23 protein-coding genes are annotated in these 24,981 nt (G+C 70.4%); 3 read left to right on the top strand and 20 right to left on the bottom strand.

The window, feature by feature from the left end; translation table 11 throughout:
* Positions 1-9: 9 nt before the first annotated feature.
* The 13 genes from AS25_RS03545 to AS25_RS03485 form a co-directional block, all read right to left on the bottom strand.
* Entirely contained in the window at positions 10-2,838 is a 2,829-nt protein-coding gene (locus tag AS25_RS03545) for a DEAD/DEAH box helicase (protein WP_035961566.1), read from the bottom strand.
* A 46-nt stretch (positions 2,839-2,884) separates the two neighbouring features.
* On the bottom strand, positions 2,885-3,697 hold the full coding sequence (gene tatC / locus AS25_RS03540; protein WP_035962328.1) for a twin-arginine translocase subunit TatC: 813 nt from the start codon (positions 3,695-3,697) through the stop codon (positions 2,885-2,887).
* 195 nt (positions 3,698-3,892) lie between these two features.
* On the bottom strand, positions 3,893-4,291 hold the full coding sequence (tatA, locus tag AS25_RS15200) for a Sec-independent protein translocase subunit TatA (protein ID WP_035961561.1): 399 nt from the start codon (positions 4,289-4,291) through the stop codon (positions 3,893-3,895).
* Positions 4,275-4,655 (bottom strand): hypothetical protein, encoded by a 381-nt coding sequence (locus AS25_RS03530; protein WP_035961557.1) that lies wholly within the window; start codon positions 4,653-4,655, stop codon positions 4,275-4,277. Before AS25_RS03530 ends, tatA begins: the two co-directional genes overlap by 17 nt.
* Before the next feature lie 24 nt (positions 4,656-4,679).
* Entirely contained in the window at positions 4,680-6,944 is a 2,265-nt protein-coding gene (locus AS25_RS03525) for a WYL domain-containing transcriptional regulator (RefSeq protein ID WP_035961554.1), read from the bottom strand.
* A complete protein-coding gene (locus AS25_RS03520) occupies positions 6,945-7,340 on the bottom strand; it encodes an FKBP-type peptidyl-prolyl cis-trans isomerase (RefSeq protein WP_035961543.1) in 396 nt (131 codons plus the stop codon). It abuts the gene before it with no gap.
* 64 nt (positions 7,341-7,404) lie between these two features.
* Positions 7,405-8,406, bottom strand: coding sequence for an FKBP-type peptidyl-prolyl cis-trans isomerase (locus AS25_RS03515; RefSeq protein ID WP_035961540.1), 1,002 nt, complete (start codon positions 8,404-8,406; stop codon positions 7,405-7,407).
* Between the two features lie 194 nt (positions 8,407-8,600).
* Positions 8,601-10,010 (bottom strand): Pup--protein ligase, encoded by a 1,410-nt coding sequence (gene pafA / locus AS25_RS03510; protein WP_035961535.1) that lies wholly within the window; start codon positions 10,008-10,010, stop codon positions 8,601-8,603.
* Positions 10,011-10,014: 4 nt separating this feature from the next.
* Positions 10,015-10,221 (bottom strand): ubiquitin-like protein Pup, encoded by a 207-nt coding sequence (locus AS25_RS03505; protein WP_052160667.1) that lies wholly within the window; start codon positions 10,219-10,221, stop codon positions 10,015-10,017.
* A 52-nt stretch (positions 10,222-10,273) separates the two neighbouring features.
* Positions 10,274-11,986 carry a depupylase/deamidase Dop gene (gene dop / locus AS25_RS03500; RefSeq protein ID WP_253270460.1) on the bottom strand — a complete coding sequence of 571 codons (1,713 nt, stop codon included), beginning with the start codon at positions 11,984-11,986 and terminating at the stop codon, positions 10,274-10,276.
* A gap of 14 nt (positions 11,987-12,000) precedes the next feature.
* On the bottom strand, positions 12,001-13,713 hold the full coding sequence (gene arc / locus AS25_RS03495; protein WP_052160666.1) for a proteasome ATPase: 1,713 nt from the start codon (positions 13,711-13,713) through the stop codon (positions 12,001-12,003).
* On the bottom strand, positions 13,706-14,785 hold the full coding sequence (locus AS25_RS03490; protein WP_052160665.1) for a tRNA (adenine-N1)-methyltransferase: 1,080 nt from the start codon (positions 14,783-14,785) through the stop codon (positions 13,706-13,708). The genes arc and AS25_RS03490 overlap by 8 nt, the downstream gene beginning before the upstream one ends.
* A 149-nt stretch (positions 14,786-14,934) precedes the next feature.
* Entirely contained in the window at positions 14,935-16,113 is a 1,179-nt protein-coding gene (locus AS25_RS03485) for a site-2 protease family protein (protein WP_253270459.1), read from the bottom strand.
* 81 nt (positions 16,114-16,194) lie between these two features.
* On the opposite strand from AS25_RS03485, the gene AS25_RS03480 reads away from it, so the two are divergent.
* On the top strand, positions 16,195-17,091 hold the full coding sequence (locus tag AS25_RS03480) for a PAC2 family protein (RefSeq protein ID WP_035961525.1): 897 nt from the start codon (positions 16,195-16,197) through the stop codon (positions 17,089-17,091).
* Between the two features lie 28 nt (positions 17,092-17,119).
* On the opposite strand, the gene mshC is transcribed toward AS25_RS03480, so the two are convergent.
* The 3 genes from mshC to AS25_RS03465 form a co-directional block, all read right to left on the bottom strand.
* Positions 17,120-18,430 carry a cysteine--1-D-myo-inosityl 2-amino-2-deoxy-alpha-D-glucopyranoside ligase gene (mshC, locus tag AS25_RS03475; protein ID WP_035961523.1) on the bottom strand — a complete coding sequence of 437 codons (1,311 nt, stop codon included), beginning with the start codon at positions 18,428-18,430 and terminating at the stop codon, positions 17,120-17,122.
* Positions 18,431-18,542: 112 nt separating this feature from the next.
* The gene (locus AS25_RS03470; protein WP_035961521.1) at positions 18,543-19,376 is read right to left on the bottom strand and encodes an undecaprenyl-diphosphate phosphatase; all 834 of its coding nucleotides are present in this window, start codon (positions 19,374-19,376) and stop codon (positions 18,543-18,545) included.
* A 124-nt stretch (positions 19,377-19,500) separates the two neighbouring features.
* Positions 19,501-19,878, bottom strand: coding sequence for a hypothetical protein (locus AS25_RS03465; protein WP_035961515.1), 378 nt, complete (start codon positions 19,876-19,878; stop codon positions 19,501-19,503).
* An 87-nt stretch (positions 19,879-19,965) separates the two neighbouring features.
* On the opposite strand from AS25_RS03465, the gene AS25_RS03460 reads away from it, so the two are divergent.
* Entirely contained in the window at positions 19,966-20,163 is a 198-nt protein-coding gene (locus AS25_RS03460) for a DUF5703 family protein (protein WP_094067061.1), read from the top strand.
* A gap of 13 nt (positions 20,164-20,176) precedes the next feature.
* On the opposite strand, the gene AS25_RS03455 is transcribed toward AS25_RS03460, so the two are convergent.
* Positions 20,177-21,361 (bottom strand): acyl-CoA dehydrogenase family protein, encoded by a 1,185-nt coding sequence (locus AS25_RS03455; RefSeq protein ID WP_035961506.1) that lies wholly within the window; start codon positions 21,359-21,361, stop codon positions 20,177-20,179.
* Between the two features lie 40 nt (positions 21,362-21,401).
* Positions 21,402-22,721 carry a M20/M25/M40 family metallo-hydrolase gene (locus AS25_RS03450; RefSeq protein ID WP_035961504.1) on the bottom strand — a complete coding sequence of 440 codons (1,320 nt, stop codon included), beginning with the start codon at positions 22,719-22,721 and terminating at the stop codon, positions 21,402-21,404.
* A gap of 212 nt (positions 22,722-22,933) precedes the next feature.
* Between AS25_RS03450 and AS25_RS03445 the strand changes: the two genes are divergently transcribed.
* Positions 22,934-23,440, top strand: coding sequence for a GNAT family N-acetyltransferase (locus AS25_RS03445; protein WP_253270458.1), 507 nt, complete (start codon positions 22,934-22,936; stop codon positions 23,438-23,440).
* Positions 23,441-23,576: 136 nt separating this feature from the next.
* Here the strand turns inward: AS25_RS03445 and AS25_RS03440 are convergent, their stop codons facing one another.
* Together AS25_RS03440 and AS25_RS03435 are read right to left on the bottom strand one after the other, a co-directional pair.
* Positions 23,577-24,023, bottom strand: a complete 447-nt coding sequence (locus tag AS25_RS03440) for a pyridoxamine 5'-phosphate oxidase family protein (RefSeq protein ID WP_052160664.1) — start codon at positions 24,021-24,023, stop codon at positions 23,577-23,579.
* A 134-nt stretch (positions 24,024-24,157) separates the two neighbouring features.
* Positions 24,158-24,967, bottom strand: coding sequence for an SOS response-associated peptidase (locus tag AS25_RS03435; RefSeq protein ID WP_052160663.1), 810 nt, complete (start codon positions 24,965-24,967; stop codon positions 24,158-24,160).
* Between the last annotated feature and the right edge of the window lie 14 nt (positions 24,968-24,981).

The following is a 24,981-nucleotide window of genomic DNA, read 5'->3' as shown; positions in this document are numbered from 1 at the left end:
GGCATTGTCTTACTGGTCGAAGACGCTGTACTCGACGACACCGCGGCGCACGGCCTCGATGGCCCGGTGCGCGGTCTCGCGCAGCTCGGGATCGAGCCCTTCCACGCCGCGCAACTGGTCCAGCACGTCCACGGTCTGCTTGGCCCAGCGCACGAAATCCCCCGCGGCCAGGTCAGTGCCGGTGAGCGTCCGGGTCAGGGTGGCGCCCCGGGCCCAGCGGTACATGGCGTCCGCGAGCCCCAGCTCGGGGGCCGCGGTGAGCGGCAACCGGTGCTCGGCCTCGCGTGCGGAGAGTACGGACCAGTTGTCGAGCAGGGTCTGGACGGACTCCTCCATGTGGGCGGTGGGCATCTTGGGGCGCGCGCCCTGGTCCTCGCGCCGGGGCTGGTAGACGAGCGCCGTCATGACCCCCGCGAGCCCCGGGGCGTCCAGACCGTCCAGGAACCCGTCCCGCAAGCACAGCGCGAGCAGCAGGTCCCGCTCGCCGTAGAGGCGGCGCAACTGCTCGCCGGCCGCCGTGGGCTGCAGGTGACCGGACTCGTCCGGGCTCAGGTACTCGAAGTGCGTGAGCACCGCGCATACGCGGTCGAAGGTCGCGGCGATGCTCCCGGTGCGCCCGGCGATCTGCTTGCGCAGCGCCTGGGTGTCCTTCTCGAGCTTCCACGCGCGCTCCGCCCAGCGGGCGTGCTGTTCGCGGTCCGAGCAGCCGTGGCAGGGGTGCGAGCGCAACCGTCGACGCAGGTCGTCGATCCGGTGATCGCGCGCCGAGGTCCCCCGGTCGAATCGGATCGCGTGACCTCCCGAGCGGGCGCGCGCGGGACGGTGCTCGCGCAACGCGGCCCGCACGGTCGCCGCGAGGTCCTTGCGTTCCTGGGGCGATTTGCCGGAGAAGTGCTTGGGGATCCTGATCCGGGATTCCGGTTCCAGGGAACCGTCCAGGTCGTTGACACCGACCCGGCGCAGCTTGCCGTCCACGGTGAGGATGTGTGGGCGCGGGTCGAAGGGGTGCGCGTCCTCCCGCAGCACCACGGCCCACCCGGCGTTGCGACCCTGGGGGATCTCGATCACATCACCGGGCAGCAGATCCTGCAGGGCCACCGCGGCGTCGTTGCGCTGGCGCGCCGAGCGGGATTTGCTCGCGGACTTCTCCTCCGCCGTGAGTTCACGGCGCAGCGCGGCGTACTCCGTGAAGTCCCCCAGGTGGCACGTCATGGCCTCCCGGTAGCCCTCCAGCGTCTTCTCCTGCGAGCGCACCCGCTTGGCCAGGCCCACGACCGAGCGGTCCGCCTGGAACTGCGCGAACGAGGTCTCCAGGATGGACCGGGAGCGCTTGGCACCGTAGCGCGCGATCAGGTTGGTGGACATGTTGTACGTGGGCCGGAAGCTCGAGTTGAGCGGGTACGTGCGCGTGGACGCGAGTCCCGCGACGGCCTGGGGGTTCATGCCGTCCCGCCACAGCACCACGGCGTGGCCCTCGACGTCGATCCCGCGCCGGCCCGCGCGCCCCGTGAGCTGGGTGTACTCCCCCGGGGTGATGTCCACGCGGGCCTCACCATTGAACTTGTCGAGGCGTTCGAGCACCACGGAACGGGCGGGCATGTTGATCCCGAGCGCCAGTGTCTCCGTGGCGAACACGGCCTTGATGAGCCCCTCGGAGAACAGTTGCTCGACCACTTCCTTGAACACCGGCAGCATGCCCGCGTGGTGGGCGGAGATCCCCCGGATGAGCCCCTGGTACCAGTCCTCGTAGTTCAGCGCCGCGAGGTCCGCGGTGGACATGTGCGCGGTGGCCTCCGCCGCGAACGCGCGCAGGGTGCGTTGTTCCTGGGGCGTGGTGAGCCACAGGTCCGCGGCCACGCACTGGGCCACGGCGGCGTCGCACCCGGCGCGGGAGAAGATGAAGGTGATGGCGGGCAGCAGGGCCTCGGCGTCGAGCCGGCGCAACAGCTGGGGGCGGGAGATCCGCTCCTGCCGTCCGGTGCGCGGCTCCTGGTGGCGCCCGCCGTGGCGACGACGATTGCGGTGTCCGGGACCGCGCCCGCCCGAGCGACCCCCGCGGGGGTGCTGGGCGCGGAACAACCGCAACAGCTCGGGGTTGACCTCGGGTTCGTCGCGGTGCTTGTCCGAATGGCGCTGCGCGGCCTCCTCGACCGTGGTGTCGTCCACGAACAGGTCCAGCAGCTGCGGGCCCACCTGGACGTGCTGCCACAGCGGGACCGGGCGGTGTTCGGAGACCACCACGTCCGTGCTGCCGCGGACGTCGTCGAGCCAGGCCCCGAACTCCTCGGCGTTGGAGACGGTCGCGGACAGGGACGCGAGCTGCACGTGCTCGGGCAGGTGGATGATGACCTCTTCCCACACCGCACCGCGGAAGCGGTCCGCGAGGTAGTGCACCTCGTCCATGACCACGAAACCCAGGTTCATCAGGGTGGAGGAGCCCGCGTAGAGCATGTTGCGCAGCACCTCGGTGGTCATGACCACCACGTCCGCCTCCGAGTTCACGGACGTGTCCCCCGTGAGCAGACCCACCCGGTCCGATCCCCAGCGGCGGGAGAACTCGTGGAACTTCTGATTGCTCAATGCCTTGATGGGCGTGGTGTAGAAGGCCTTCTTACCCCGGGTCAGCGCGAGGTGGATCGCGAACTCCCCCACCACGGTCTTGCCCGCGCCCGTGGGGGCCGCTACGAGCACACCCCGACCCTCCTCGAGAGCGCGGCACCCCTGCGTCTGGAACGGGTCCAGTTCGAAGTCCACGGTGTTCTCGAAGGCCGACAGCTCCGTGCTCGCGTGGGCCGCGCGAGCCTTCGCGGCCATGTACCGTTCGGCGGGGGATAACATGCTCCCACCCTACGCGGTGGCTCCGACGCCCCGGGAATCGGAGCGGTCAGTCCTCGTGGGCGGTGCTGCCCATGGACCGCAGCGCCTCCGCCGAGGTCCCCCGGTCCGCGCTCGCACCGGTCGCGGCGGCCTGCCGAGCCTCCTTCTTGGCCCGACGACGGTCCAGGTACAGGCACAGCCCCACGGCCACGAAGAACAGCAACAACAAGGGGATGGCCAGGTACAGCATGGTCACGGGATCCGGCCCCGGCGCGGCCATCGCGGCGATCACGAGCACGACCACGACCACGATCCGCCACGCCTTGAGCACGGTGCGCCCGGACAGCAGTCCCAGCATGTTCAGCCCCACGAGCAACACGGGGACCACGCACGAGATGCCGAAGGTCAGGATCAGTTGCAGGAAGAAGCGCAGGTAGATCCCGGCCTCCACGAAGTTCGCCCCGCCCTCGGGCGTGAACGCGGTCAGCGCGTAGACGGCCGCGGGCAGCGCGGTCACGGCCAGGGCGCACCCACCCAGGAACAAGGGAATCGCCGCGGCGAGGAAGCCCATGGCGTAGCGGCGTTCGTTCTTGTGCAGCGCGGGCGTGATGAACGCCCACAGCTGGTAGAGCCACACCGGGGACGCGAAGATCAGCCCGAGCACCACGGCGACCTCCACCATGATGTTGAAGGACCCGCCCACCGAGGAGTAGTTGATGGTCGCGGTGCGCCCGGACTCGGCCAGGCGCTGCAGCGGCTCGGTGATGTACTGCATGAACGGCTCGTACGCCATGAAGCCGAGCACCGCACCCAACACGGTGGCCACGGCGGACTTGATGAGCCGGTTGCGCAGCTCCCTCAGGTGCTCCTTGAGCGCCATCTGGGCCTGCGGGTTGTGCCGCCGCGACGTGGTCTTACGACGTTCCCGGCGCTGTTGCCGGGTAGAACCGGGGGCCTTCCCGGAATCCGTGGTGGACATGGGTCCCTGTCCTCTCTGACGGGCCGTTCACCCGCATGCGACGGGGCCGAGCCGTGCGGCTCGGCCCCGCGCGGGTCCCGACGGAAGATGCCGGGATCAGGCGGTGGGGCGCTGGTTCTGGTCCACGGTGGGCGCGGGCTGGCCCGGCTGCGGGGTGATCACGGTGGGCTGCTCGGCGGCCGGCTGTTGCACGGAGGGCTGCACCGTGGGCTGGGCGCTCGGCTGTGCGGCGGCCTGCTGGGGAGCGGCCTGCTGCGGCGCGGCGGGCTGTGCGGCGGTGGTGCCGGCCACGGGCTGGCCGTCGGCGACGGGCTGACCGTTGACGGTCACGTTGGGATCGTCGTCACGCTTCATCTCCTTGACCTCGGACTTGAAGATGCGCATGGACTGGCCCAGGCTGCGAGCCATCCCGGGCAGCTTGGGGGCACCGAAGAGGAGCAGGATGACCACGAGGATCAAGACGAGGGTCAGGGGGCTGTCAAACAAGCGGCCCATGGCGGAGTCCTTTCTGTTCAGCCCGGCGCACGTCCGAGTACCTCTGGGGTTGCCCCAGGGTGTCCCTGCGCTGCATCCTGCGGATGAGCCGAGCTGTTTGTCGTTGGTCCCGGCCGCTACGGTAGGCGGCGCGGGTCTCGTCCACCGGGGTGAACATGGCTGGCGGGGCGGGTGTGCGCAACGGCGTGGAGTGTCCCTGGGCCGCGGCGTTCCAGCGGGTGGCGAAATCGGTGCCGCTGCGCTCGATCTCGTCCAGCGCGGGCAGCACCTGTGTGCGCACGACCCGGTAGAGCACCCACCCGATGAACGCGGCAGCGCCCAGGACCAGAACGGTCCACAGCACGACCCACATCCACCACAGCATGGCCCCAGTATAGGCAGTCGGCGGCTACGGACGCCCGGGGGTGGGCTCGGGACAGCTGCTGTTCAACCACTGTTCAACGGCGGCCACGGCCTCGGGTGGTGAGACCACGCCCACGTGTCCCGCATGCCGTGTGACCAGGGACGACAGCGCGTCCAGCGTGGGGAAGTCCACTTCCGCGGCCACGTACTCGGGCAGGGGACGCGGCCCCCGCGCGGCGCGTGCGCGGGACCCGGGAATCGGCTGGGAGTTCGCGTCGCGGGGCGCGGCGTCGGAGTCCTCCGTCTCCCCCGGTGCCGGAGGCACGGAGACCTCCACGAAGCGCTTGGCGTGGTAGTGCTCCACGATCCACCGCCCGCGCCGGTCGGTGACGACCACGGCCTGCACCGGACGACGCTTGGCAGGTTGGATGCTCGAACGCACCTCCGATTCCATGCGCGGGTGCACCTCGGCCTCACCCGCGTCCTCGCAGCCCACGATCCGGTCGGTGCGGAACGTGCGCGGCGCATTGGCCTGCAGGCACCAGCCCCGCACGTACTGCTGACCGTCCGAGAAGATCATCCGCACGGGGTCCACGTGCCGCTCCGTGACCTCGTCCCGGGAGGCCACGAGGTACTGCAACCGCACGCGCCGGCCGTTCTTGATCGCGTCCCGCAGACGGGTGACCAGTTCGCTGTCACGGGGCTCCGCAGCGGCGTCGGCGTCCGGTGCCGCGAGGGCGTCCGCGAGCGGCAGGGCGTCCGCGGCAGTCGCGACCTTCTGCATGGCCGAGCGCACGACCCTGCTGTCACCGCCCGGCACGGCTTGCAGGGTCTGCAACCCCATGAGCAGCGCGCTGGCCTCGGGAACGGTCAACCGCACGGGTTCGGACAGTTCCTGCGCGTTGCCCAGGTAGATGTGGCCGTCGTCCCAGGACGCGTCGATGAGCTGGTCCGGCATGTGCCCCGGGCGCCCGCACACGAACAGGGTCTGCAGGTCGTTGACGAGTTCCGCGTCCGTGATCCCGAAGTGCCGGGCCGTCTCCTCGAGCTCCGCGCCCTGGTGGGCGTAGACGTGGCGCACGATGTGCAGCAACCGGGCGAGGTGCTGTTCGGTGCTGGTCTTGGCCGCGCCGTGACGCCGCTGCTTGCCCCAGCGCACGTCCACGCCGGGCATCCGCGCCTGGAAGGCCCGCGCGTCACGGAGTCTGCGGGCCACGGCGTCGGCCACGGCGTTCTGGGTCGCGATGTCCTCGGCGGTCGGGGCGTCCTCGCTCGTCGAAACGGACTCGGCCGACGGCCCGCCCTCGGTCGTCGGGGCGCTCCCGCCCTGTGCGGCGTCGTCCCGAACGCCGGGCGCGGGTTCGCGGGGCACCCGGGCGTCCGGGCCCGCCGCGCACACGTGTTCCGCCGCGGACTCGGTGTCGTGCACCGCGAGCGCCACGGCGTCGAACCCCTCGGGGGCCCGCCACGCGGGCGACGGCGCGGGGGCGGCGATGCGGCGCAGCAACTGTCCCGCGCCCTCCCGCACGAACACGATCACGCGCAGGTGCGGGCGTTGGCGCACCATGCCCGCGAGCCGCCCGCCCATGGAGAAGTTCCGGGGCGGGTCGAAGGTCTCGCGCGTGACCGCGACCTCGGAGATGATCCGTGAGAGCCGGAACGTGCGTTCGGCGTTGCGGTCGGTGTCCCACCCGGCGAGGTACCACGCGCCGTAGCGGGAACCCACACCCCACGGTTGCACCGTGCGCTGGGTGAACGCGCCCGTGCGGTCCACGTAGTCGAAACGCACGGTCCGGTGGGCGAGTACGGCCGAGAGCAGGGGTTCGAACGCGGGGTCCGCGACGGCCACCGTGGGCTGGAGATCCTTGCCCGGGGCGGCCTCCGTGCTCAGCGCGGGTTCGAGTTTGTCGAGGGCGCGGCGCGCCAACCGGTCCTGGGCGGCGTCGTTCCAGGCGTCCGCGGCGACCGCGAGCACCGCGGATTCCTCGGCGCTGAAGCGCACCTGCGGCAGCCGGTACGAGCCCCGGGGCACGCGGTAGCGCGGGGTCAGTTGCGCGTCCGAGGCCCAGGGATCGTCGTCCGGGATCTCCTCGACCGGGTACCCCAGGGACCGCAGGTGGGCCTTGTCGCGCTCGAACATGCGCTCGAACGCGTCCTGATTACCGGCACGGTCGTAACCGGGCACGATCGCGCGCAGTTGCTCGCGCGTGTACCCGGACTCCCGGTCCAGCAGGGCGATCAGCAGATTGAGGAGACGCTCGGCCGAGGCCGTGGTCGAACGGCGGGCCGTGTCCTCGACGTGAGGGGGCATTCAGCGGACGTCGAGCAGGTCCACCACGAAGATCAAGGCCTCGTCCGGGCCGATCACGGAACCGGCGCCGCGCTTGCCGTAGGCCAGCTCCGAGGGGATCTCCAGCCGACGGCGCCCGCCCACCTTCATGCCCAGCAGACCCTGGTCCCAGCCCTGGATGACCTGACCCACGCCCACGGTGAAGTCGAGGGGCTCGTTGCGATTCCAGGACGCGTCGAACTCCTCGCCGCCCGAGTAGGTGACGCCCACGTAGTGGCACGACACCGTGGCACCGGCCGTGGCCTCCTTGCCCGTGCCCTGGATCTCGTCCACGATCCGCAGCTCGGTGGGAACCGGCTCCCGCGGGAAATCGATCTCCGGCTTGGAACGATCAAGCTTGCGCTGTCCGAATGACACGGGCTCTACCTTTCGTCGTGGGCCCCGGTCGCGGGGCCGTGCCGAGGACCCAGTTTAGCGGCCGTCACCTCCCGGACGCGGACGCCTCGGGACTCGGTTTCGCACTCTCGGAAGCGCTCGGGGCGCTCGCGGACGGCGAGGGCTGCGCGCTGCGGGTCGCGGCCTCGGGGGTGGGCGTGGTGCCCAGGATGTCCACCACGAACACGAGGGAACCCGCGGGGTACTGGGACTTCTCGCCCAGTGCCTTGGCGCTGCCGTAGGCCTTGTCCGTGGGGATCACGAGCTCCACGCGCGAACCGACCTTCTTGCCCGCGAGGCCTTCCTTCCAGCCCTCGATCACGTTCGCGAGCGGGAAGGAGACCGGGGTGCCCTTCTGGTAGGACGAGTCGAAGACCTTGCCGTCCGCCCAGCGCACACCCACGTAGTTGGCGATCACCGTGTCGGTGGGCTTGACCTCGTCCCCGTCGCCCTCGATCAGCACGTCCGTCTTCAACTTCTTGGGCTCCGCCCCGGAGGGCTTGGCGATGGTGGGCGTGCCGTTGTCGTCCTGGGACACGCCCGGCATGCCCTTGGCGGGGGTCTTCATCTTCTCGTTCAGCGGTGCCATGAGCTTCTTGGTCACCTGGTAGACCTCCACGGAGGTCGAGTCGTCCCCGGCCTTGCCGCTGGTCTTGGGCGAGCTGTACGCGATGATCTCCCCCTCCTTGGCGTTCGTGAGGGCCTCGTACATCTCCGGGAGGGATTCCTTGAGCTTGTCGTTGACCGTGAGCACCTGCCCGGCGCCCTGGCCGTACGTGTCGCCCAGGGACGAAGCGTCCGAGCCCTTGTACAGGGCCGCCTGGAGCATGACGTTGTCACCGGGGTCGATCTCCTGGCCGTCCCCCTCGCGCAGCACCTTGGTCTGGGCCTCGTCCACCTTCAGCGGCGTTTCGAAGGACACCGACGGCGCCGTGCCCTGCGACGGGTCGTTGGACAGTTCCACGGAATCCCACCCGGACCCACCGCAACCGGTGAGCAGCAGGGACAGGGCGACGGCGGAGGCGCCGACGGGAATGATCTTGCGCAAGACGGGATGACCTTTCGTCAACGGGGGCGTGGCTCGGGACCAATGTAGAGCACCCGCGTGGATCGTGGCTGGGAATGCCCCCGGAGGACGGCGTGTGGGCGCGGGCTCACGGGGCCGCGCTCCGGGGTTGCCGCCCGGGAACGACGGCGCTGTGGGGACGCGGCGCCCGGGGACGCCGTATCCGGGGGCGGCGCTCAGGCGCGGCCCGCGAGGACCTCCTCGATCATGGCCTCGGCGTCCGGCTGGGTGGTCGCGAACGGGTCCTTGCACATGACCATGCGCTGGCGGTGTTCCCCGTTGAGCTTGAGGTGGACCCAGTCCACCGTGGAGTTCACGCCCGCGTCGTGGGTCGCGGCCACGAAGCGCCCCCGGATGCTCGCGCGCGTGGCGGGAGCGTGCTCCCGGGCGTGCTGCGCGTCCTCGGGTGTGATGAACGAGTCGACCGCACCGCGGCGTTCGAGCATGTGGAACAACCCGTGGGACGGCGAGGTGTCGTGGTACGCGAGATCCAGTTGCACCATGCGCGGGTGGGAGTAGTGCATGCCGTGGGCCGCAGCGTACGAGTCCAGCAGCTTCTTCTTGATGGCCCAGTCCAGCTCGCGGTCCACCAGGGTGAAGTCCTGCTGCTCGACCGCGCGCAGTCCCCGCTCCCACAGTTCCAGGAGCCAGTCCATGTGCTCGTGATGCGCACCGTGGCGCTGCACGAAACGGGTCACGGCCTCGAGGTACTCGTGCTGCAGGTCCAGCGCCGAGCGCCGCCCACCATTCGCGAGCTCGAGGACCGCGGTGCCCGTGAGGTCGTGGGAGACCTGGCGCAGCGCGGACGCGGGGTCCGCGAGCGTGCGGTCCGGCAGGATCTGACCGGCCTCGATCATCCGCAGCAACACGTCGGTGGTCCCGATCTTCAGGGCCGTGGTGGTCTGCGACATGGACGAATCGCCCGTGATCACGTGCAACCGGCGGTAGTGCTCCGCGTCCGCGTGGGGCTCGTCCCGCGTGTTGATCATGGGCCGCGAGCGCGTGGTGGCGGAGGACGAACCCTCCCAGATGTGATCGGCGCGCTGTGAGAACGAGTAGCTCGCGGCGCCGTCGCCGGGTGTGAACGCACCGAATGCGGGCGGACCGGTGGGGTGGACGCGGCCCGCGCCCACGAGGACCTGGCGGGTCACCAGGAACGGCAGCAGGTGCTGGACCAGGCGGGAGAACTCGGTGCGTCGGGCGATCATGTAGTTCTCGTGCGAACCGAACGAGTTGCCCGCGGAGTCCACGTTGTTCTTGAACAGGTGCACGGTCCCGCCCACACCCTCGGCGTCGAACGTCTCCTGCAGCTGTTCCCGCAGCCCGTCCACGATCCGCTCCCCCGCGACGTCCTGGGCGACGACGTCGCGCAGGGTCGCGGCCTCGGCGGTCGCGTACTCGGGGTGGGAGCCCACGTCCAGGTAGAGCCGCCCGCCGTTGGGCAGGAACACGTTGGACGCCCGACCCCACGCGAGCACGGGCGCGAACAGCCGGCGCGCGGTCTCGTCCGCGCCGAGCCCGCGGCCCTGCGGGGCGCTGTGGGTCAGGCCGAACTCGGTCTCGATCCCGTAGATCCTCTGTTCCACGGTGTTACTGGCCGCCCTTTTGCACGAAGCCCTTCACGAAGGCCTCCGCGTTGGTCTCGAGCACGCCGTCGATCTCCGCGAGCAGGTCGTCCGTGCCCTGGGTGTCCCGCTGGGCCTGTGCGGCGCCCGAGGTGGGCGGGGTCGCGGGGGCCGGGGCGTCCGGTTCCTCCTCGCGGCGGGAGCCGGTGCCGAAGATGCGTTCCTGTGCCATGGTGTCCTCCTGTGGCTTCTCGATGGATGTGTGCTGGGCCCGGGCGGGCGGTTCAGTCGATGTCGCTGCCCGTGACGAGGGCGGGCCGGTTCGCGGCGACGCGCTCGATCCAGGTCTCGACGTCCGGGGCGTCGAACCAGTCCTCGCACGTGTCCCGGGTGAGGTCGTGCGGTTCGGGCATCCTGACCCGCGCGCCCCGGCGGATCCCGGGGAACGTCACGGTCAGGGTGTCCCAGCCCACCGCGGCCATGTCCCGCGGGTACCGGGACACCGCGGTGCCCCGGAAGTACGCGCGGGTGTCTACCGGTGGGTGATCCGCGGCCGCGGTGATCCGGTCGTGGTCCACGAGGGTGCGCATCCGTCCGGCGGCGGCGAGCTTGTGGTAAAGCCCCTTGTCGGGGCGCACGTCCGCGTACTGCAGGTCGATCGCCACGAGCCGGGGATCGTCCCACTCGAGACCGTCGCGCCGCCGGTAGGCGGTGAGCAGCGCGTACTTGGCCGCCCAGTCCAACCGGTCGGACAAGCGCGCGGGGTCCTCGGCGAGGTCCGTGAGCACCTCGTCCCACGTGCCGAGCACGTGGGCGGTGTCCGCGTCCAACCCATCGGGAGCCAGCTCGGTCTCCAGTGCGAGCGCGGCGCGGTAGTACTCCCGTTGCAGTTCCACCGCGGTCAGTTCCCGACCGTCCGCGAGAGCCACGGTGGTGCGCAGGGTCGGGTCGTGGCTGATGGCCTGCAGCGCGGCCACGGGATCCTCGAGCACGAGGCGCGGCGCCCGGTCGTGTTCCACCAGGTTCAACACCAGGGACGTGGTCCCGAACTTGAGCAGCGTGGCCACGTGGGAGAGGTTGGCGTCCCCGATGATCACGTGCAGGCGCCGGTAGCGGGTGTCGTCCGCGTGGGGTTCGTCCCGCGTGTTCACGATCGGGCGGTGGATCGTGGTCTCGAGCCCCACGGTGCGTTCGAAGAAGTCGGCGCGCTGGCTCAGCTGGAACCCGGGACGTGAACCGTCCACCCCGAGGCCCACGCGGCCCGCACCGCACATGATCTGCCGGGACGCGAAGAACGGCAGCAGGGCCGCGGTGATCCGCTCGAAGGGCACGGCGCGGTCCACGGTGTAGTTCTCGTGCGCGCCGTAGGAGACCGACTTGTTGTCCGTGTTGTTCTTGTAGAGGTTCACCGGTGCGGCATCCGTCCCCGCGGAAACCTCCGCGAGGTACTCCACGGAGCGGGCGGCCACCACGTCCCCCGCGGCGTCCCACGTGAGCGCGTCCAGGGGCGTGGTGACCTCCGGGGACGAGTACTCCGGGTGGGAGTGGTCCACGTAGACCCGCGCACCGTTGGGGATCACGGTGTTCATGATCACGCGGCGCCAGTCGAGGTCCTCCGTGTACATCGCGGATTCACTGATCGCCTCCGCGGCGATCTCCTCTGCGGTGAGCACCGGCGCCTCATCGGTGAGCTGACTCGGGTGGGCGTCCTCGCGGGCCACGGTGAACCCCCGGGCGTCCTCAAGCGGGGCCTCGGACCCGTAGTCCCAGCCCGTGCCGAGCGGGACATCCGCGGAACCGGACCGCGCGGCGTCATCGTCGGCCGACGGCGCGGGCCCGGCCGAGCCCACGGACCGTTGCCCGTGTGCCGACTCCTGTTCCCGGAGCTGCCGGGCGACCCACGCGGCGTAGCCCGTGACCACGCGGGTCGAGAGCACCGTGGGGTTCGCACCCGGTTCTCCCTGGGCCAACACACCGAACTCGGTCTCGCTGCCCATGATCCGCCGCACCGTCATGCCGCGCCCCCGTCCGGACGCTGCGTGCCGGAGACCCCGGGGCGGTCCACCGCGATCCGGACGTCCTGGATGGTGTCCGCGCGCCGTCCGGTCAACCGGGCCCAGTCCTCCGGGTCCGCGGTGTTGGGCAGGTCCTGTTGTTCGTGGAACTCCTGGTTCACCGCATCCACGAGGTGCTGCGCGGTGATCCCGCGCCGGCCCGTGGTCAGCAACGTCTTGATGGCCTGCTTCTTGGCGCGGTCCACCACGTTGCGGATCACCGCGCCGGACGCGTAATCCGCGAAGTACAGGGTCTCCTGGACGCCGTCGCGGTACGTGATCGTGAGGAACTCGGTGTCCGGGGTGCGCGCGTACATGCGCCCGATCGCGGCGTCCACGAGCTCCCGGGCGGCCTGCGCGCGGGAGCCGGCGCGAGCGACGTCGTCGTCACGCAGGGGCAGGTCCTCGGTGACGTACAGCGAGAAGATCTCCCGCGCGCCCTGTTCGTCCGGGCGGTCGATGCGGATCTTCACGTCCAGGCGACCGGGGCGCAGCACCGCGGGATCGATCATGTCCTCGCGGTTGGTCGCGCCCACCACGATCACGTTGTCGAGCTGTTCCACGCCATCGATCTCCGTGAGCAACTGCGGCACGATCGTGGTCTCCACGTCCGAGGACAACCCCGAACCGCGCACGCGGAACAGCGAGTCCATCTCGTCGAAGAACACGACCACGGGGATCCCGCGCGCCGCCTGCTCGCGCGCGTGCGCGAAGATCGAGCGGATCTGGCGCTCGGTCTCCCCCACGTACTTGTCGAGCAGCTCGGGACCCTTGATGTTGAGGAAGTAGCCCTCGGGCCGCGAACGCCCGGCCTTCGCGGCACTGCGCTCGGCGAGCGAGCGCGCCACTGCCTTGGCGATCAGCGTCTTGCCGTTGCCCGGGGGGCCGTAGAGCAGGATGCCCTTGGGCGGGCGCAGACCGTGTTCGCGGTAGATGTCCGGGTGGACGTAGGGCAGCTCCACGGCGTCGCGGATCGCCTCGATCTGGGGGCCCAGCCCGCCGATGTCCGTATAGCGGACCTCCGGGACCTCCTCGAGCACGAGCTGTTCCACGTCCGTGCGTTCCACGGGTTCCAGGGCGAAGCCCGTGCGGTGGTCTACGGTCAGCGCGTCCCCGGGCTTGGGGCGCTCACGCCGCAACCGACCCGAGAGCAACAGCACGCGTTCCTCGTCCGAACGGCCCACGGTGAGCACGCGGTCGTGGTCGATGACCTCCTTGACGGTGGCCACCTCGCCGGTGCGTTCGTAGTCGAGCACCGCGATCACCACATAGTGCTCGTTGAGCAGCACCCCCAACCCCGGCTCGCACGCGCTCAGCGACACGAGCGGGCTCAGGGCCACGCGCATCTTCCGTCCCGCGGAGAGCACGTCCACCGACGGACCCGTGACCACGGGGCCGTCCCCGGTGGCCTCCCCCACGGGCTGCCGACCGTGGTTGACCTGCAGCACCACGGCGAACGTCGCGGGCGCCTCGGCCTCCGCCGCCACGGTCTTCTTGAGCGTCACGATTTCCTGGCGGGACGCGTTGAGCAGTCGCACGAGCTTCTCGTTCTGAGATCCCACCGCCGCGAGCTGCTTGTCCAGGTTGCGCTTCTGGTCCCGCAGCATGTTGATCTGGCGCTGGGTGATGTCCGCGGCCGAACGGCCCGCGGTACCGCCCGACTCAGTCATCGCGCACCTGCCCCTCGTCCGCGCGGGCCTGCTCATCGATCTCCCGCTGGGCGCGCGCGGCGTGCTCGGCCAACGACGCCGCATCGCGGCCCGCGCGGCGCAGCTTGCGGTCCGAGACCACGCGCTCACCCAGGGCCACTGGAGTCCACGCCTGCAGATCCTCTTCCGTGTACTCGCTCTTGGACGCGCGCCGCTTCGGCGCCAACCGGGGTGCCCCGTCCACGAGCCGGCGGGACTGGATCAGGAACCCGGTGTGCGCGACCATGCGGTGGTCCGGGCGCACCGCGAGCCCCTCCACGTGCCACCCGCGCACCATGGTCTCCGAGGCCTCGGGCTCGGTGAACCGGCCGTCCGCACGCATGGCCTCCGCCACGCGGGACAACTGCGGCACGGTGGCCACGTAGCAGATCACCACGCCGCCGGGCGCGAGGGCCGTGGCGACGGCGTCGAGGCACTCCCACGGGGCGAGCATGTCCAGGATCACGCGGTCCACGGACCCGGGCTCCTCCCGCGCGCCCAGTTCCTCCGCGAGGTCCCCGAGGCTCAGTTCCCACGCGGGGTGCGGGCCGCCGAACATGGTCTCGATGTTGCCCCGGGCGATTTCCGCGAACTCCTCGCGCCGCTCGAACGAGTGGACGTGGCCCTCGTCCCCCACCGCGCGCAGCAGGGAGATGGTGAGAGCGCCGGAACCGACCCCGGCCTCCACGACCCGGGCGCCCGGGAAGACGTCCGCCATGGTCACGATCTGCCCGGAGTCCTTGGGGTAGACCACCGCGGCTCCGCGGGGCATGGACAGCACGAAGTCCTTGAGCAGCGGCCGCAGCGCCTGGTACTGGATCCCCGAGGTGTTGGACACGACCGTGCCCTCGGGCTGACCGATCAACAGCTCGTGCGCGAGCACCCCGCGATGGGTGTGGTGTTCCCCTCCGTCCACCAGGGTGATGGTGGTCATCTTCCCGGTCTCGTCCATGAGTTGGACGCGCTCGCCGGAGCGGAACGGGCCGCGCCGATTGGCTGCTCCCCGCACGGTGGCGCCGGTGGGGTTCGGGTGGGATTGCTGCTGCTCGCTCATCTGCTCGCTCTCACGCGTGGTCGTCGTCGGGGCCGTCCGGCTCCGTAGGTACGCCCGCACCGCGGGCCGCCCCGGGCCATTCTCCCACCGTAGCCCCGTTCGGATCACCACGCCCCGCGGTGATGGCCCCCACCGCCCTCGTGGAGCGATCAGGCGCGCAGGGCGAAGCGCGCGAGGTCCTCGTGGTGCACCACGCCCGTGACGTGACCGGCACCGTCCACCACACACACCCAGGCGCGGCGCCCGGATTCCAGCACGCGGGCCAGTTCGCCGCCGGGGGTGTCCGGGTCCACGGTGGCGTCCGCGGGGTGCCATTCGGCCACGTCCCCCACGGCGACGACGCCGCGGTGCGCGGGTGCCACCCGTTCGGCGAGCTCGGGGTCCAGCAGGCCCACGGCACCGCGGTCACGGACGACGACGTCCGGGGTCCACCCCCGGTAGTCGTCCCCCGTGGCGGCCATGACGGTGGCGTCCACGAGGGCCAGGGGCGTGGTCGGGGAGAACTCCATCGCGGGACGCGCGACACCCCCGGCCCGCACGGCGTCGAGCACGCCCAGAATGCGCGCCTGGCGCAGGGCCTGTCCCGCGCCCAGGAAAATGAACCCGGCCACGAGCAGCGTGATCACGAGCACCACGGGCTGGCGCCACACCTGCGCCCACAACAACCACGCGACCGTGAGGATCGCGATCCCGCGCCCGCACCACGCGGCCACGGTCGTGCCCTTGGCCTCCGAGCGGGTCAGCGCCCACACGACCGACTCCACCACGCGGCCGCCGTCGAGCGGCAGTCCGGGCAGCAGGTTGAACAGCCCCAGGATCCAGTTGGCCAGGATCAACAATTGGACGAGCGCCCACCCCGGGCCCGCGAGGCTGTCCGCGGTCATGAAGAGCACACCGGTGCCCAGGGCGGCGAGCACCACGTTGCTCAGCGGCCCGGCCAGGGACACGAGCGCGGTGGGCAGCGGCGTGGTGCGTACGCTGCCGAACGCCGTGTGCCCGCCCATGAGGGTCAGCACGATCCGGGTCACCGGCCACCCCGCGGCGCGACCCGCGAGCGCGTGGGCGAGTTCGTGCACCAGCACGCTCAGGGCCAGGCCCACCGCGAAGCCCAGGGCCAGGAGAAGGTTGAGCCAGCCGAGCTCGGGGTACAGCCGCCACAGCACCGGCCCGTACATCACCAGGGTCAGCCCCGCGATGAGGAACCACGAACGGTCCAGCAACAGTTCCACGCCCAACAGCCGACCCAGCCGCACGCCACGGGGTCGGGGGCCGGTGGGGGCCGGTGCGGCGCGGTCGTCGGAGGGCTGGCGAAACCGGGGAAGGGGCATGCTGAACATGGTAGGTGCGCCCGCCGGTACCGCGCTGGGGATCGGCTCGTGGAACACCCGCACGGGCCGTACAGTGGGACGGTGACCACGTTGGACAATAATTCGGAGCAGCCCGGTATCGGCCCCTTCGGGGTCGTGCGTGACGGTGCGGACCAGGAGACCGTCACGGTGCTCATCGCCGCGTTCGAGGGCTGGAACGACGCCGGCGACGCCGCCACGGACACCCTCAAGCTCATCCGCGAGCAGCTCAACGCGAAGGACGTGTTCGAGGTCGCCTCGGACGACTACTACGACTACCAGTACTCCCGTCCCGTGATCCGCCGGTCCCTGACCGGGGAGCAGAAACTGCACTGGCCCACCACGCGGTTGTCCAAGGCGTCGGTGCCCGGGACCAACCTGGACGTCGTACTGTTGCACGGCTGGGAGCCGTCCTACCGGTGGCGCGCCTTCACCGCCGAACTGCTCGAGCAGGCCACCGCCCTGGACGTGGACTTCGTGATCATGCTCGGTTCACTGCTCGCGGACGTCCCCCACACCCGCCCGATCCCCGTGACCCTGACCTCGGACACCGAGGAACTGCGCGAGGAACTGGACATCGACGCCCCCCAGTACGAGGGGCCCACCGGGATCGTGGGGGTGCTCTCCCACATGGCCGCGCTCGCGGGCTTCCCCACGCTGAGCATGTGGGCCGCGGTCCCGCACTACGTGGCGCAGTCGCCCTCCCCCAAGGCGCAGCTCGCGCTCGCCCGCCGCCTCGAGGACCTGCTGGGCATGGCCCTACCGCTCGAGCCCGTGGTCGAGGACGCCGAGGCGTGGGAACGCGGCGTGGACGAGCTCGCCTCCGAGGATCCGGAGGTCGCGGACTACGTGCGCCAGCTCGAGGAGGCCAAGGACACCGTGGACCTCCCGGAGGCCACCGGGGACGCGATCGCCCGCGAGTTCGAGCGTTACCTGCGCCGCCGCGACGACCGCGGCTGACGCGGGCCCTGGCCCAGCGGCGGGTCGCTCAGAGTTCGACGCCGAGCAGCGCCTCGACCGTGGCGCGCGCCAGCGCGGCGTCCTCGGTCGACGCCCCCGCACCTCGCGCGGCGGCACCACCCAGGTTGCGTGCGGCCCACGCGTCCACCGCGATGAGCGCCGCGGGAGCATTGAGATCCTGACCGAGGGCCGCGCGCACGGCCTCGAGCAGAGAATCCGCCCCGGCCGTTTCGGGCTTGGCGGCGGCCTCGCGCCACGTGGCGAGACGGCGCTTGGCCTCCTCGAGCAGGTCGTCGGTCCAGAACCAGTCCGTGCGGTAGTGGTTGGCGAGGATCGCCAGGCGGATCGCGGCGGGGTTTACGCCCTCCCGGCGCAGGCTCGACACGAGCACCAAGTTGCCCTTGGACTTGGACATCTTCTCGCCGTCCAGGCCCACCATGGCGGTGTGGACGAAGTGCTCGGCCATGGGCTCGCCGGACAGCGCATACGAGTGGCCCGCGCCCATGTCGTGGTGCGGGAACGCGAGGTCGGAGCCCCCGCCCTGCACGGTGAACGGCGCGGGCAGGTACTGCAGCGCGATCACGCTGCACTCGATGTGCCATCCGGGGCGGCCCTCACCCAGTGACGCACCGTCCCAGAACGGTTCGCCCTCGCGCTTGACGCGCCACAACAGCGGGTCCAGCGGATCCCGCTTGCCCGCGCGTTCGGGATCGCCCCCGTGATCCGCGAACAGCGGCAGCATCCGCTCCCGGTCCAGGCGACACGTGGAGCCGATCACCCACGCGTCGGGGTCGTCGGCACGCAACCGCCCGGCGGCGTCGACGTCGAAGTAGACATCCCCCGCGGGCTCCGGGCGCCCGTCCTGGCCGGTGCCCTCCGGGACGCGGTACGCGAGCCCGCGTTCCACGAGGCGTTCGACCGCGGGCACGATCCACTCGACCGCCTCGGTGGCCCCCACGTAGTGATCGGGGGCCAGCACGTTCAGGGCCGTCATGTCCGTGCGGAACAATTCCGTCTGGTCCTCGGCGAGCTCGCGCCAGTCCACGCCGGTGTCGTTCGCCCGCTCGAGCAGGGGATCGTCCACGTCGGTGACGTTCTGGACGTAGTCCACGGGGAAGCCGGCGTCCCGCCACACCCGGTTGAGCAGGTCGAACGTCACGTACGTCGCGGCGTGGCCCATGTGCGTGGCGTCGTACGGGGTGATCCCGCACACGTACAGCCCCGCCCGGCCCTCACGCGGTTCCAGCCGTTCGAGCTCCCCCGTGCTCGTGTCGTGTACGAGGGGTGCGGGCGAGGTCCCGGGCAGTTGCGGAACCGGACGGCTGGACCAACGCTTCATGTTCACCTTCGCTTGGACGATTCTTGGACTTCCTCGTGCGCAACGGGCGCACCGGGGCGGCTATTCCCCGGTCACCGCGAACGCGCACGTCACGGGCCGGGGGCGGTGCCGGTCAGGCGCTGATGAGCCCCGTCCCGAGCATCACGAACAGCGCGGCACCCAACAGGATGCGGTACCACACGAACAGGTTGTAACTGCGTTCCGAGATGTAGTGCATGAACCACCCGATGATCAGGTAGCCCACGCCGAACGCGATCAGGGTGGCCACCGCCGTCTGGCCCAGGGAGTAGACCCCGCCGGGTTCGGCGCCGCTGACCGCCTTGTACAGCTGGTACAGGCCGGAGGCGAACACCGCGGGAATGGCCAGCAGGAACGCGTAGCGCGCCGCCGCCGCGCGGGTGTAGCCCATGAGCAGACCCGCGGTGATCGTGCCACCCGAGCGGGAGACACCGGGCACCAGTGCCAGCGCCTGGGCGAAACCGAAGCCCACGGCATGCTTGACGGTCAGGTCCTCCAGGTGGCGTTCCTGCTTGCCCATGTAGTCCGCGATCGCCAGGAACAAACCGAAGACGATCAACATGGTCGCGGTGATCCACAGCGAGCGGAACTGGGTCTCGATGTAGTCCTGCAGCAACAGACCGAGCACGGCGATGGGCAGTGAACCCAGGATGATGAACCACCCCATGCGGGCGTCCGGGTCCTTGCGGTCCACGCGGCCGCTCAACGACAGCGCCCACTTCTTGATGATGCGCACGATGTCCCGCCAGAAGAAGATGATCACGGCGGTCTCGGTGCCCAGCTGGGTGATCGCGGTGAAGGTGGCCCCGGGGTCCGCCCCGTTGGGCAGGAACTCGCCCACGATCCGCAGATGGGCGGAGGAGGACACCGGCAGGAATTCGGTCAGCCCCTGTACGAGGCCCAGGATTATCGCTTCGATCCAGTTCACGCGACAACTGTACGGCACCCCCTCCGAGGTGCTTCCCGGCCCGTCCTGGGAAGCCGCTGGACACGCACGAAGGCCCCCGCCCGCGGCGGAGGCCTTCGCAGCTCACGTGATCCGATCCCCCGGGTCAGCGCCCGGAACGGCGTCCGTTCGAGGAATCGCGGTCCTCGTTCTCGTCGTCGTCATCGTCGTAGTCGTCCTCGTCGATGAGATCCTCGTCCATCATCTCGTTGTCCTCGAGAAGATCGTCGTCGTCATCGTCGTCATCGTCGTCGTAGTCGAGGTCGTCGTCGGAGTCGTCCTCCTCGGCGAAGACGGTGAGCGGGGTGACCTCGTCGTAGGCGTCGTAGAGGGCTTCCTCGTAGGCTTCGAAGGTGTTGGCGATGGCCAGGTAGGCTCCGTCCACCGTGGGATCGTCGTCCGAACGGCGGTTCGCCGCGGCGGCGAGGTGTTCTTCGAGGGCGTTGACGAGCGCTTGCAGCGCGGCGCGGGGATCGGTGCTCATGGTGTAGACGTTAGCCGTTATCGGAGCAGAATGGGAGCAATGAAAGAACAACGTCTGAAGCACAGTTCGGTATCCGGTCACCCCACCATGACCGGGCGCGACGACCGGTACGAGTACCTCTCGCTCACGGTGGCGCCGCGCGAGAAACCCGCCGAGGCACGCAGCCGGGTGCGGGAACACACCGAGTACGGCAAGTGGGAACTCATGCGCTCGGCGGTGCTCTACGGGGGCCAACGCCGCTATGTACTGCGCCGGCGGATCATGCGGGTGGACCGCACGTTCTGAGCCCGGGATCCGCTCAGGACGAGACGGGTCCCAGCAGGGATTTCGCCGTGGCCGCGTGGACGGATTCCTCGTCCGAGGGGTGGTACATCCCCGCCAGCACGTCCCGGTAGAGCCGCTCGAGCTCGGAACCGCGCCGGTACTGCGCTCCCCCGGACGCCCGCAGCGCCAGGTCCACCACGGCGCGCGCGGCTTCCGTGGCCCGGTGCTTGACCCCGGAGAACAGGATGAACCACCGCGGCCCGTGCGCCGGCTCCCGGTCCGAGCCCAGGGCGTCCACGTCCGCGCACAACTGCCGCAGTTGCAGTTCCGCCCCGTCCCGTAGCACACCGGCCCCGGCCACGTGCCGGCGGATGTCCGGGTCGTCCGAGTACGGGGCGTCCTTGGCCAGGGATCGCCTCGTGGTCGTGATCTCCACGGCCACGTGGATCGCGCGGTCGGCGATCCCCGTGTACACCGCCGCGAGCAACAGTTCGAAGCACCCGAAGATCCCCCACACCACGGGGTCCGGGTTGGGTGCGGCAGGGGTCCTGGTGAGCACGTCCTCGGTGCGCAGCAGCGCACCGTCCAGCACCGTGGTGCACGACTGCGAGGCCCGCATCCCGAGCGCGTCCCAGTCCTCGCGCACCGTGACCCCCTCCGCCGGGGACTCATGGTCCTCCCGGGTGAGGAACCCGAAGACGAGGGGTGCGGCGTCGTCGTCCCCGGGAACCCGGGCGTGGACGAGTAAACGCTTCCAGCGCGGGGACAGGGACGTGAAGATCTTGGTGCCGTGCAGGCGCCAGCCCTCGGCCACGGGCTCGGCGCGCGTGGTCGCGTCGAAGAGGACGGAATCGTTACCCGCCTCGGAGATCCCGAACGCGAAGACCTCCCCGGCCACGGCGTCGCGGAAGATCCGCTGCGCGCGATCGTCCCCGCGCAGGTGGAGGGTGTAGCCGATCCCCACGATCACATGGTGCATGTTGATCCCCAGCGCGGTGGCCGGTGCGGCCGTGGCGAGGCGGCGCTGCGCCTGCGCGGCCTGCTCGAGCGTGAAGCCCAGCCCGCCGAACTCGCGCGGGACGAGCATCCGCAGGTAACCGATCTCGCGCAGCGCATCGAAGTCCTCGGCGAAGAACGCATTGTCGCGGTCGGTCGCGGCGGCGCGGTCCCTGATCTCGGCGAGCAGCTCGTCGGGTAGCAGTTCGGTCACGGCGGTCATGGGGCTCCTTGGGTGGTCGGGCCGGTGGAATGGGGCGGGCTCAGTACGTGCGCAGCAAGCGGTCCAGCACACGCGAACCGAACTCGAGCGAGGCCACGGGCACGCGCTCGTCCACGCCGTGGAACATGCCCGTGAAGTCCAGTTCCGGAGGCAGCTGCAGCGGGACGAATCCGTAGCCGGTGATCCCGAGCGTGGCCAGGGACTTGTTGTCGGTGCCCGCGCCGAGCATGTAGGGCAGCACCACGGCGTCGGGGTCCTCGGCCTGCAGCGCGTCCACCATGGCGTCCACCACGTTGCCCGAGAACGGGACCTCCAGCCCGATGTCCTCGAACTCAGCCTCGAAGCGCACCTTGTCACCCGCGAGCTCCTGGAGCTTCTCCATCACCAGATCACGCTGATCCGGCAGGAACCGCACGTCCACGGTGCCCTGCGCGGTCCCGGGGATCACATTCGTCTTGTACCCGCCGTCGAGCATCGTGGGGTTCGAGGTGTTCTGCAGGGTCGCCCCCACGAACCGGGCCACATCCCCTAGTTCGCGCAACAGCCGCTGCGGGTTCTCCGGATCGAACTCCACGCCGGTCAGCTCGGTGACCTCGTCCAGGAACGCGCGGGTGGTCTTGGTCAGTTCCACGGGCCACGTGTACTGCCCGATGTTTGCCATGGCGCGGGACAGGTGCGTCACGGCGTTGTCCTCGTGCAGCCCGGAGCCGTGCCCGGCCTGGCCCTGTGCGATGAGCTTCAACCACAGCAGGCCCTTCTCCGCGGTCTGCAGCAGGTAGGCCCGCTTGCCGCCGATGTTCGCGGAGAACCCGCCCACCTCGCTCAGGGCGTCCGTGACACCGTCGAAGACCTCGGGATGTTCGCTCACCATCCACTTGGAGCCGTAGCGCATCCCGGCTTCCTCGTCCGCGAAGAACCCGAAGACGATGTCCCGCTCGGGCACGGTTCCCGTGCGGCGCATGTGGCGCAGCACCGAGAGCATCATGGCGTCCATGTCCTTCATGTCCACCGCGCCGCGGCCCCAGATCATCCCGTCCCGCACCTCCCCCGCGAACGGGTCCAAGGACCAGTCCTGCGCCGCGGCGGGGACCACGTCCAGGTGGCCGTGCACGAGCAGCGCGTCCGCGCTCGGGTCCTTGCCCTCGATACGGGTGAACACGTTCGCGCGGCCCGGGGCGGACTCGAAGTACTGGGCCTCGAGGCCCACCTCGTGGATCAGATCGGCCACGTACTCCGCCGCCGCACGCTCGCCCTTGGCCTCGCCGCTCGCGTAGTTGCTCGTGTCGAAGCGGATCAACTCGCGGCAGATCCGGGCGGTCTCGCCCTCCGGTGTGGAATCGGTCTGGGGGTTCTCGGTCATGGTTCTCGCTCTCCTCACTACCGGCGGACGGTGGCCTCCGGGCTGCGGTCCCCGCGTGGGACGACGACGCCGCTCGCGCCCAACGCGGTGCCGTGGGCCGGGGCTCGGACGGGCCTGCCCCTCCACCGTAGTACGCCCGTGGAAACCGGGGTCTTCTCGGTTACCCTGAGGGGCAAGAACTACCGTGTGCACCGATGACCCCATGGGAGGCCATGATGACTGGAACCATCACGCTGATCGCGCGGACCGAGCTGACCCCCCGGGAGCTCACGGCCACGAGCCGTTCCGTGACGGACGAGGACACCGCCGCGCTCGCCCGGTTGCTCCGGGAGGCCTACGGTTCCGGGACCGTGGGCACGCAGCAGGACGCGGAGACCACGGTCCGGGACGCGTTCCGAGGTGAGTTCGGCCCGTTCCTGCAGGAACAGTCGCAGGTGATCGAGGACGAGGACGGCAATCCCGTGGCCGCGGCCATCGTGCTCGAGCGCCGCGATGACCCGCAACTGCCGGACGTGCCGTACCTCTTCGAACTGTTCACGGCGTCCTCGCACCGCCGCCGCGGTCTGGCCGAGCAGCTCGTGCGCCAGGTCATGACGTCCCTGCACGAGAACGGCTACGACGAGGTGTGCGTGCGGATCCCGGAGGACAACTCCGCGGCGCTCGCCCTGTACCTCACGCTCGACTTCAACCGCTGGATCCCGGAGCAGGACGAACTCTGACCATGTCGCGGCCAATGCGGCCGCGCCGGATTGATCTGCTCACAACCGCGCCATACTGAACCGACGCGAACACGGAGGACCCGGGCCGTCCCATGGGCGACCCGGGTCCTGTGCCGTCGGCCTCTTTCAGCCCTGCTCAGCGCAGTGTGAGCTCGTCGCTGCGCGGCGGGACCTGGGACGCATCCGTGCGCGTGGCCCAGCGCACCGTGATCTCCAGGACCCGCAGGTTCTCGGGATCGTTCGTCTCGGTCGCGCCCGGGTGCTGTGCCGCGAGCGCCTGACCGGCCGGAGCGGCGTCGGCCCCTTCGAGGACCCTGGCCTCACCCTCGAGCTGCACCTCGTGCGTGCCGTCGCGCATCACGACCATGGACACGCGCGGGTCGGACGTGATGTTGGAGAACTTCCGGGACTTGGTGTTGGTCCCGAAGACGATGTGTCCGTCGTCCGTGGCGGCCACGTGGACGTACGCGGACTCCGGATATCCCGTGCCGCTGTTGCTCGCGAGCACGCCGGCTCCGGCGGAGCGGACGAAGTCGATCAGCCAGCGCGTGTCATCGGTCAGGGTGTTGCCCAGTTCAACCATGTCTACCCCCGGTTCTCGTCGGTGTGGGTGCGTCGGTGCACCGTCTCCACCATAGGCAGAGGGCCGAGGACTTGCGGTGCGGCGGGCCGCACGGAGGATATTCGCCGGGGTTGTGACACGATCCCCGGGCGCGGCTACAGCAGGGTCTGCAGGGGTTCCACGAGGTACTCCCCCTGGGACTTCACCGACCCCACGTCCGTGCTCACGGCGTGCATGCGCCACTGTGCGGCCACCTCCAACGCACCGGCCACCGCGCGGTCCACGAGTTCCGGGGCGTGGTCCTTGTCCGGGGCGATCCACTCGCGGGCGAACGCTTCGGTCATGCCCATGGGCAACCGGTTGTGCAGGGCTCCCAGCGCGGCGAGGTGCGGGTCCTCGTCGTGAGCGTCCGGGGCCTCGCGCGTGAGGATCGAACACGAGAGCAACCACCGGCCCGCGTCGTCCTGCGCGTTCTTGCCCGGCCGGGTCTGCTCGGCGCGCGCGAGGTCCGCGGTGTCGTCGGGAACGCGCCACCACTCGTAGATCCCGGCGAACCAGATCGGGGAACCGTCCTCGGGGTGCACGAAGTACGGTTGCTTCTTACCGCGCCCGGACTCCGGGGCCTTCCACTCGTAGTAGCCGTCCGCGGGGATCGCGCAGCGCCGCGCCTTGACCGCGGCGCGGAAGGACGGCTTCTCGGTGACGGTCTCCGAACGGGCGTTGAACATCTTGGACCCGATCGACAGCTCCTTGGCCCACGAGGGTACGAGGCCCCAGCGCGCGGCGTGGATCTCCGGGAGCAGTTGCCCGTCCTGCGAGAGCCGTTCGAGCAGGATCGGGACCGTGTGCGTGGGCGCCACGTTCCAGTTGGGTTCCACGTCACCGGCGATCGAGTCGTCCACCCGCGCGTCGAAGGGCAGGGCGAGCTGGCCCGGGGTCCGGGCGATCACGTAACGACCGCACATGGCGTTCTCCTCCC

The sequence above is a fragment of the Kocuria marina genome, from assembly GCF_000786655.1.
In the GTDB taxonomy this organism is placed as follows: domain Bacteria; phylum Actinomycetota; class Actinomycetes; order Actinomycetales; family Micrococcaceae; genus Kocuria; species Kocuria marina_A.
Note: the sequence above shows the minus strand (reverse complement) of the source record. Positions and strands in the feature narration are given on the sequence as shown.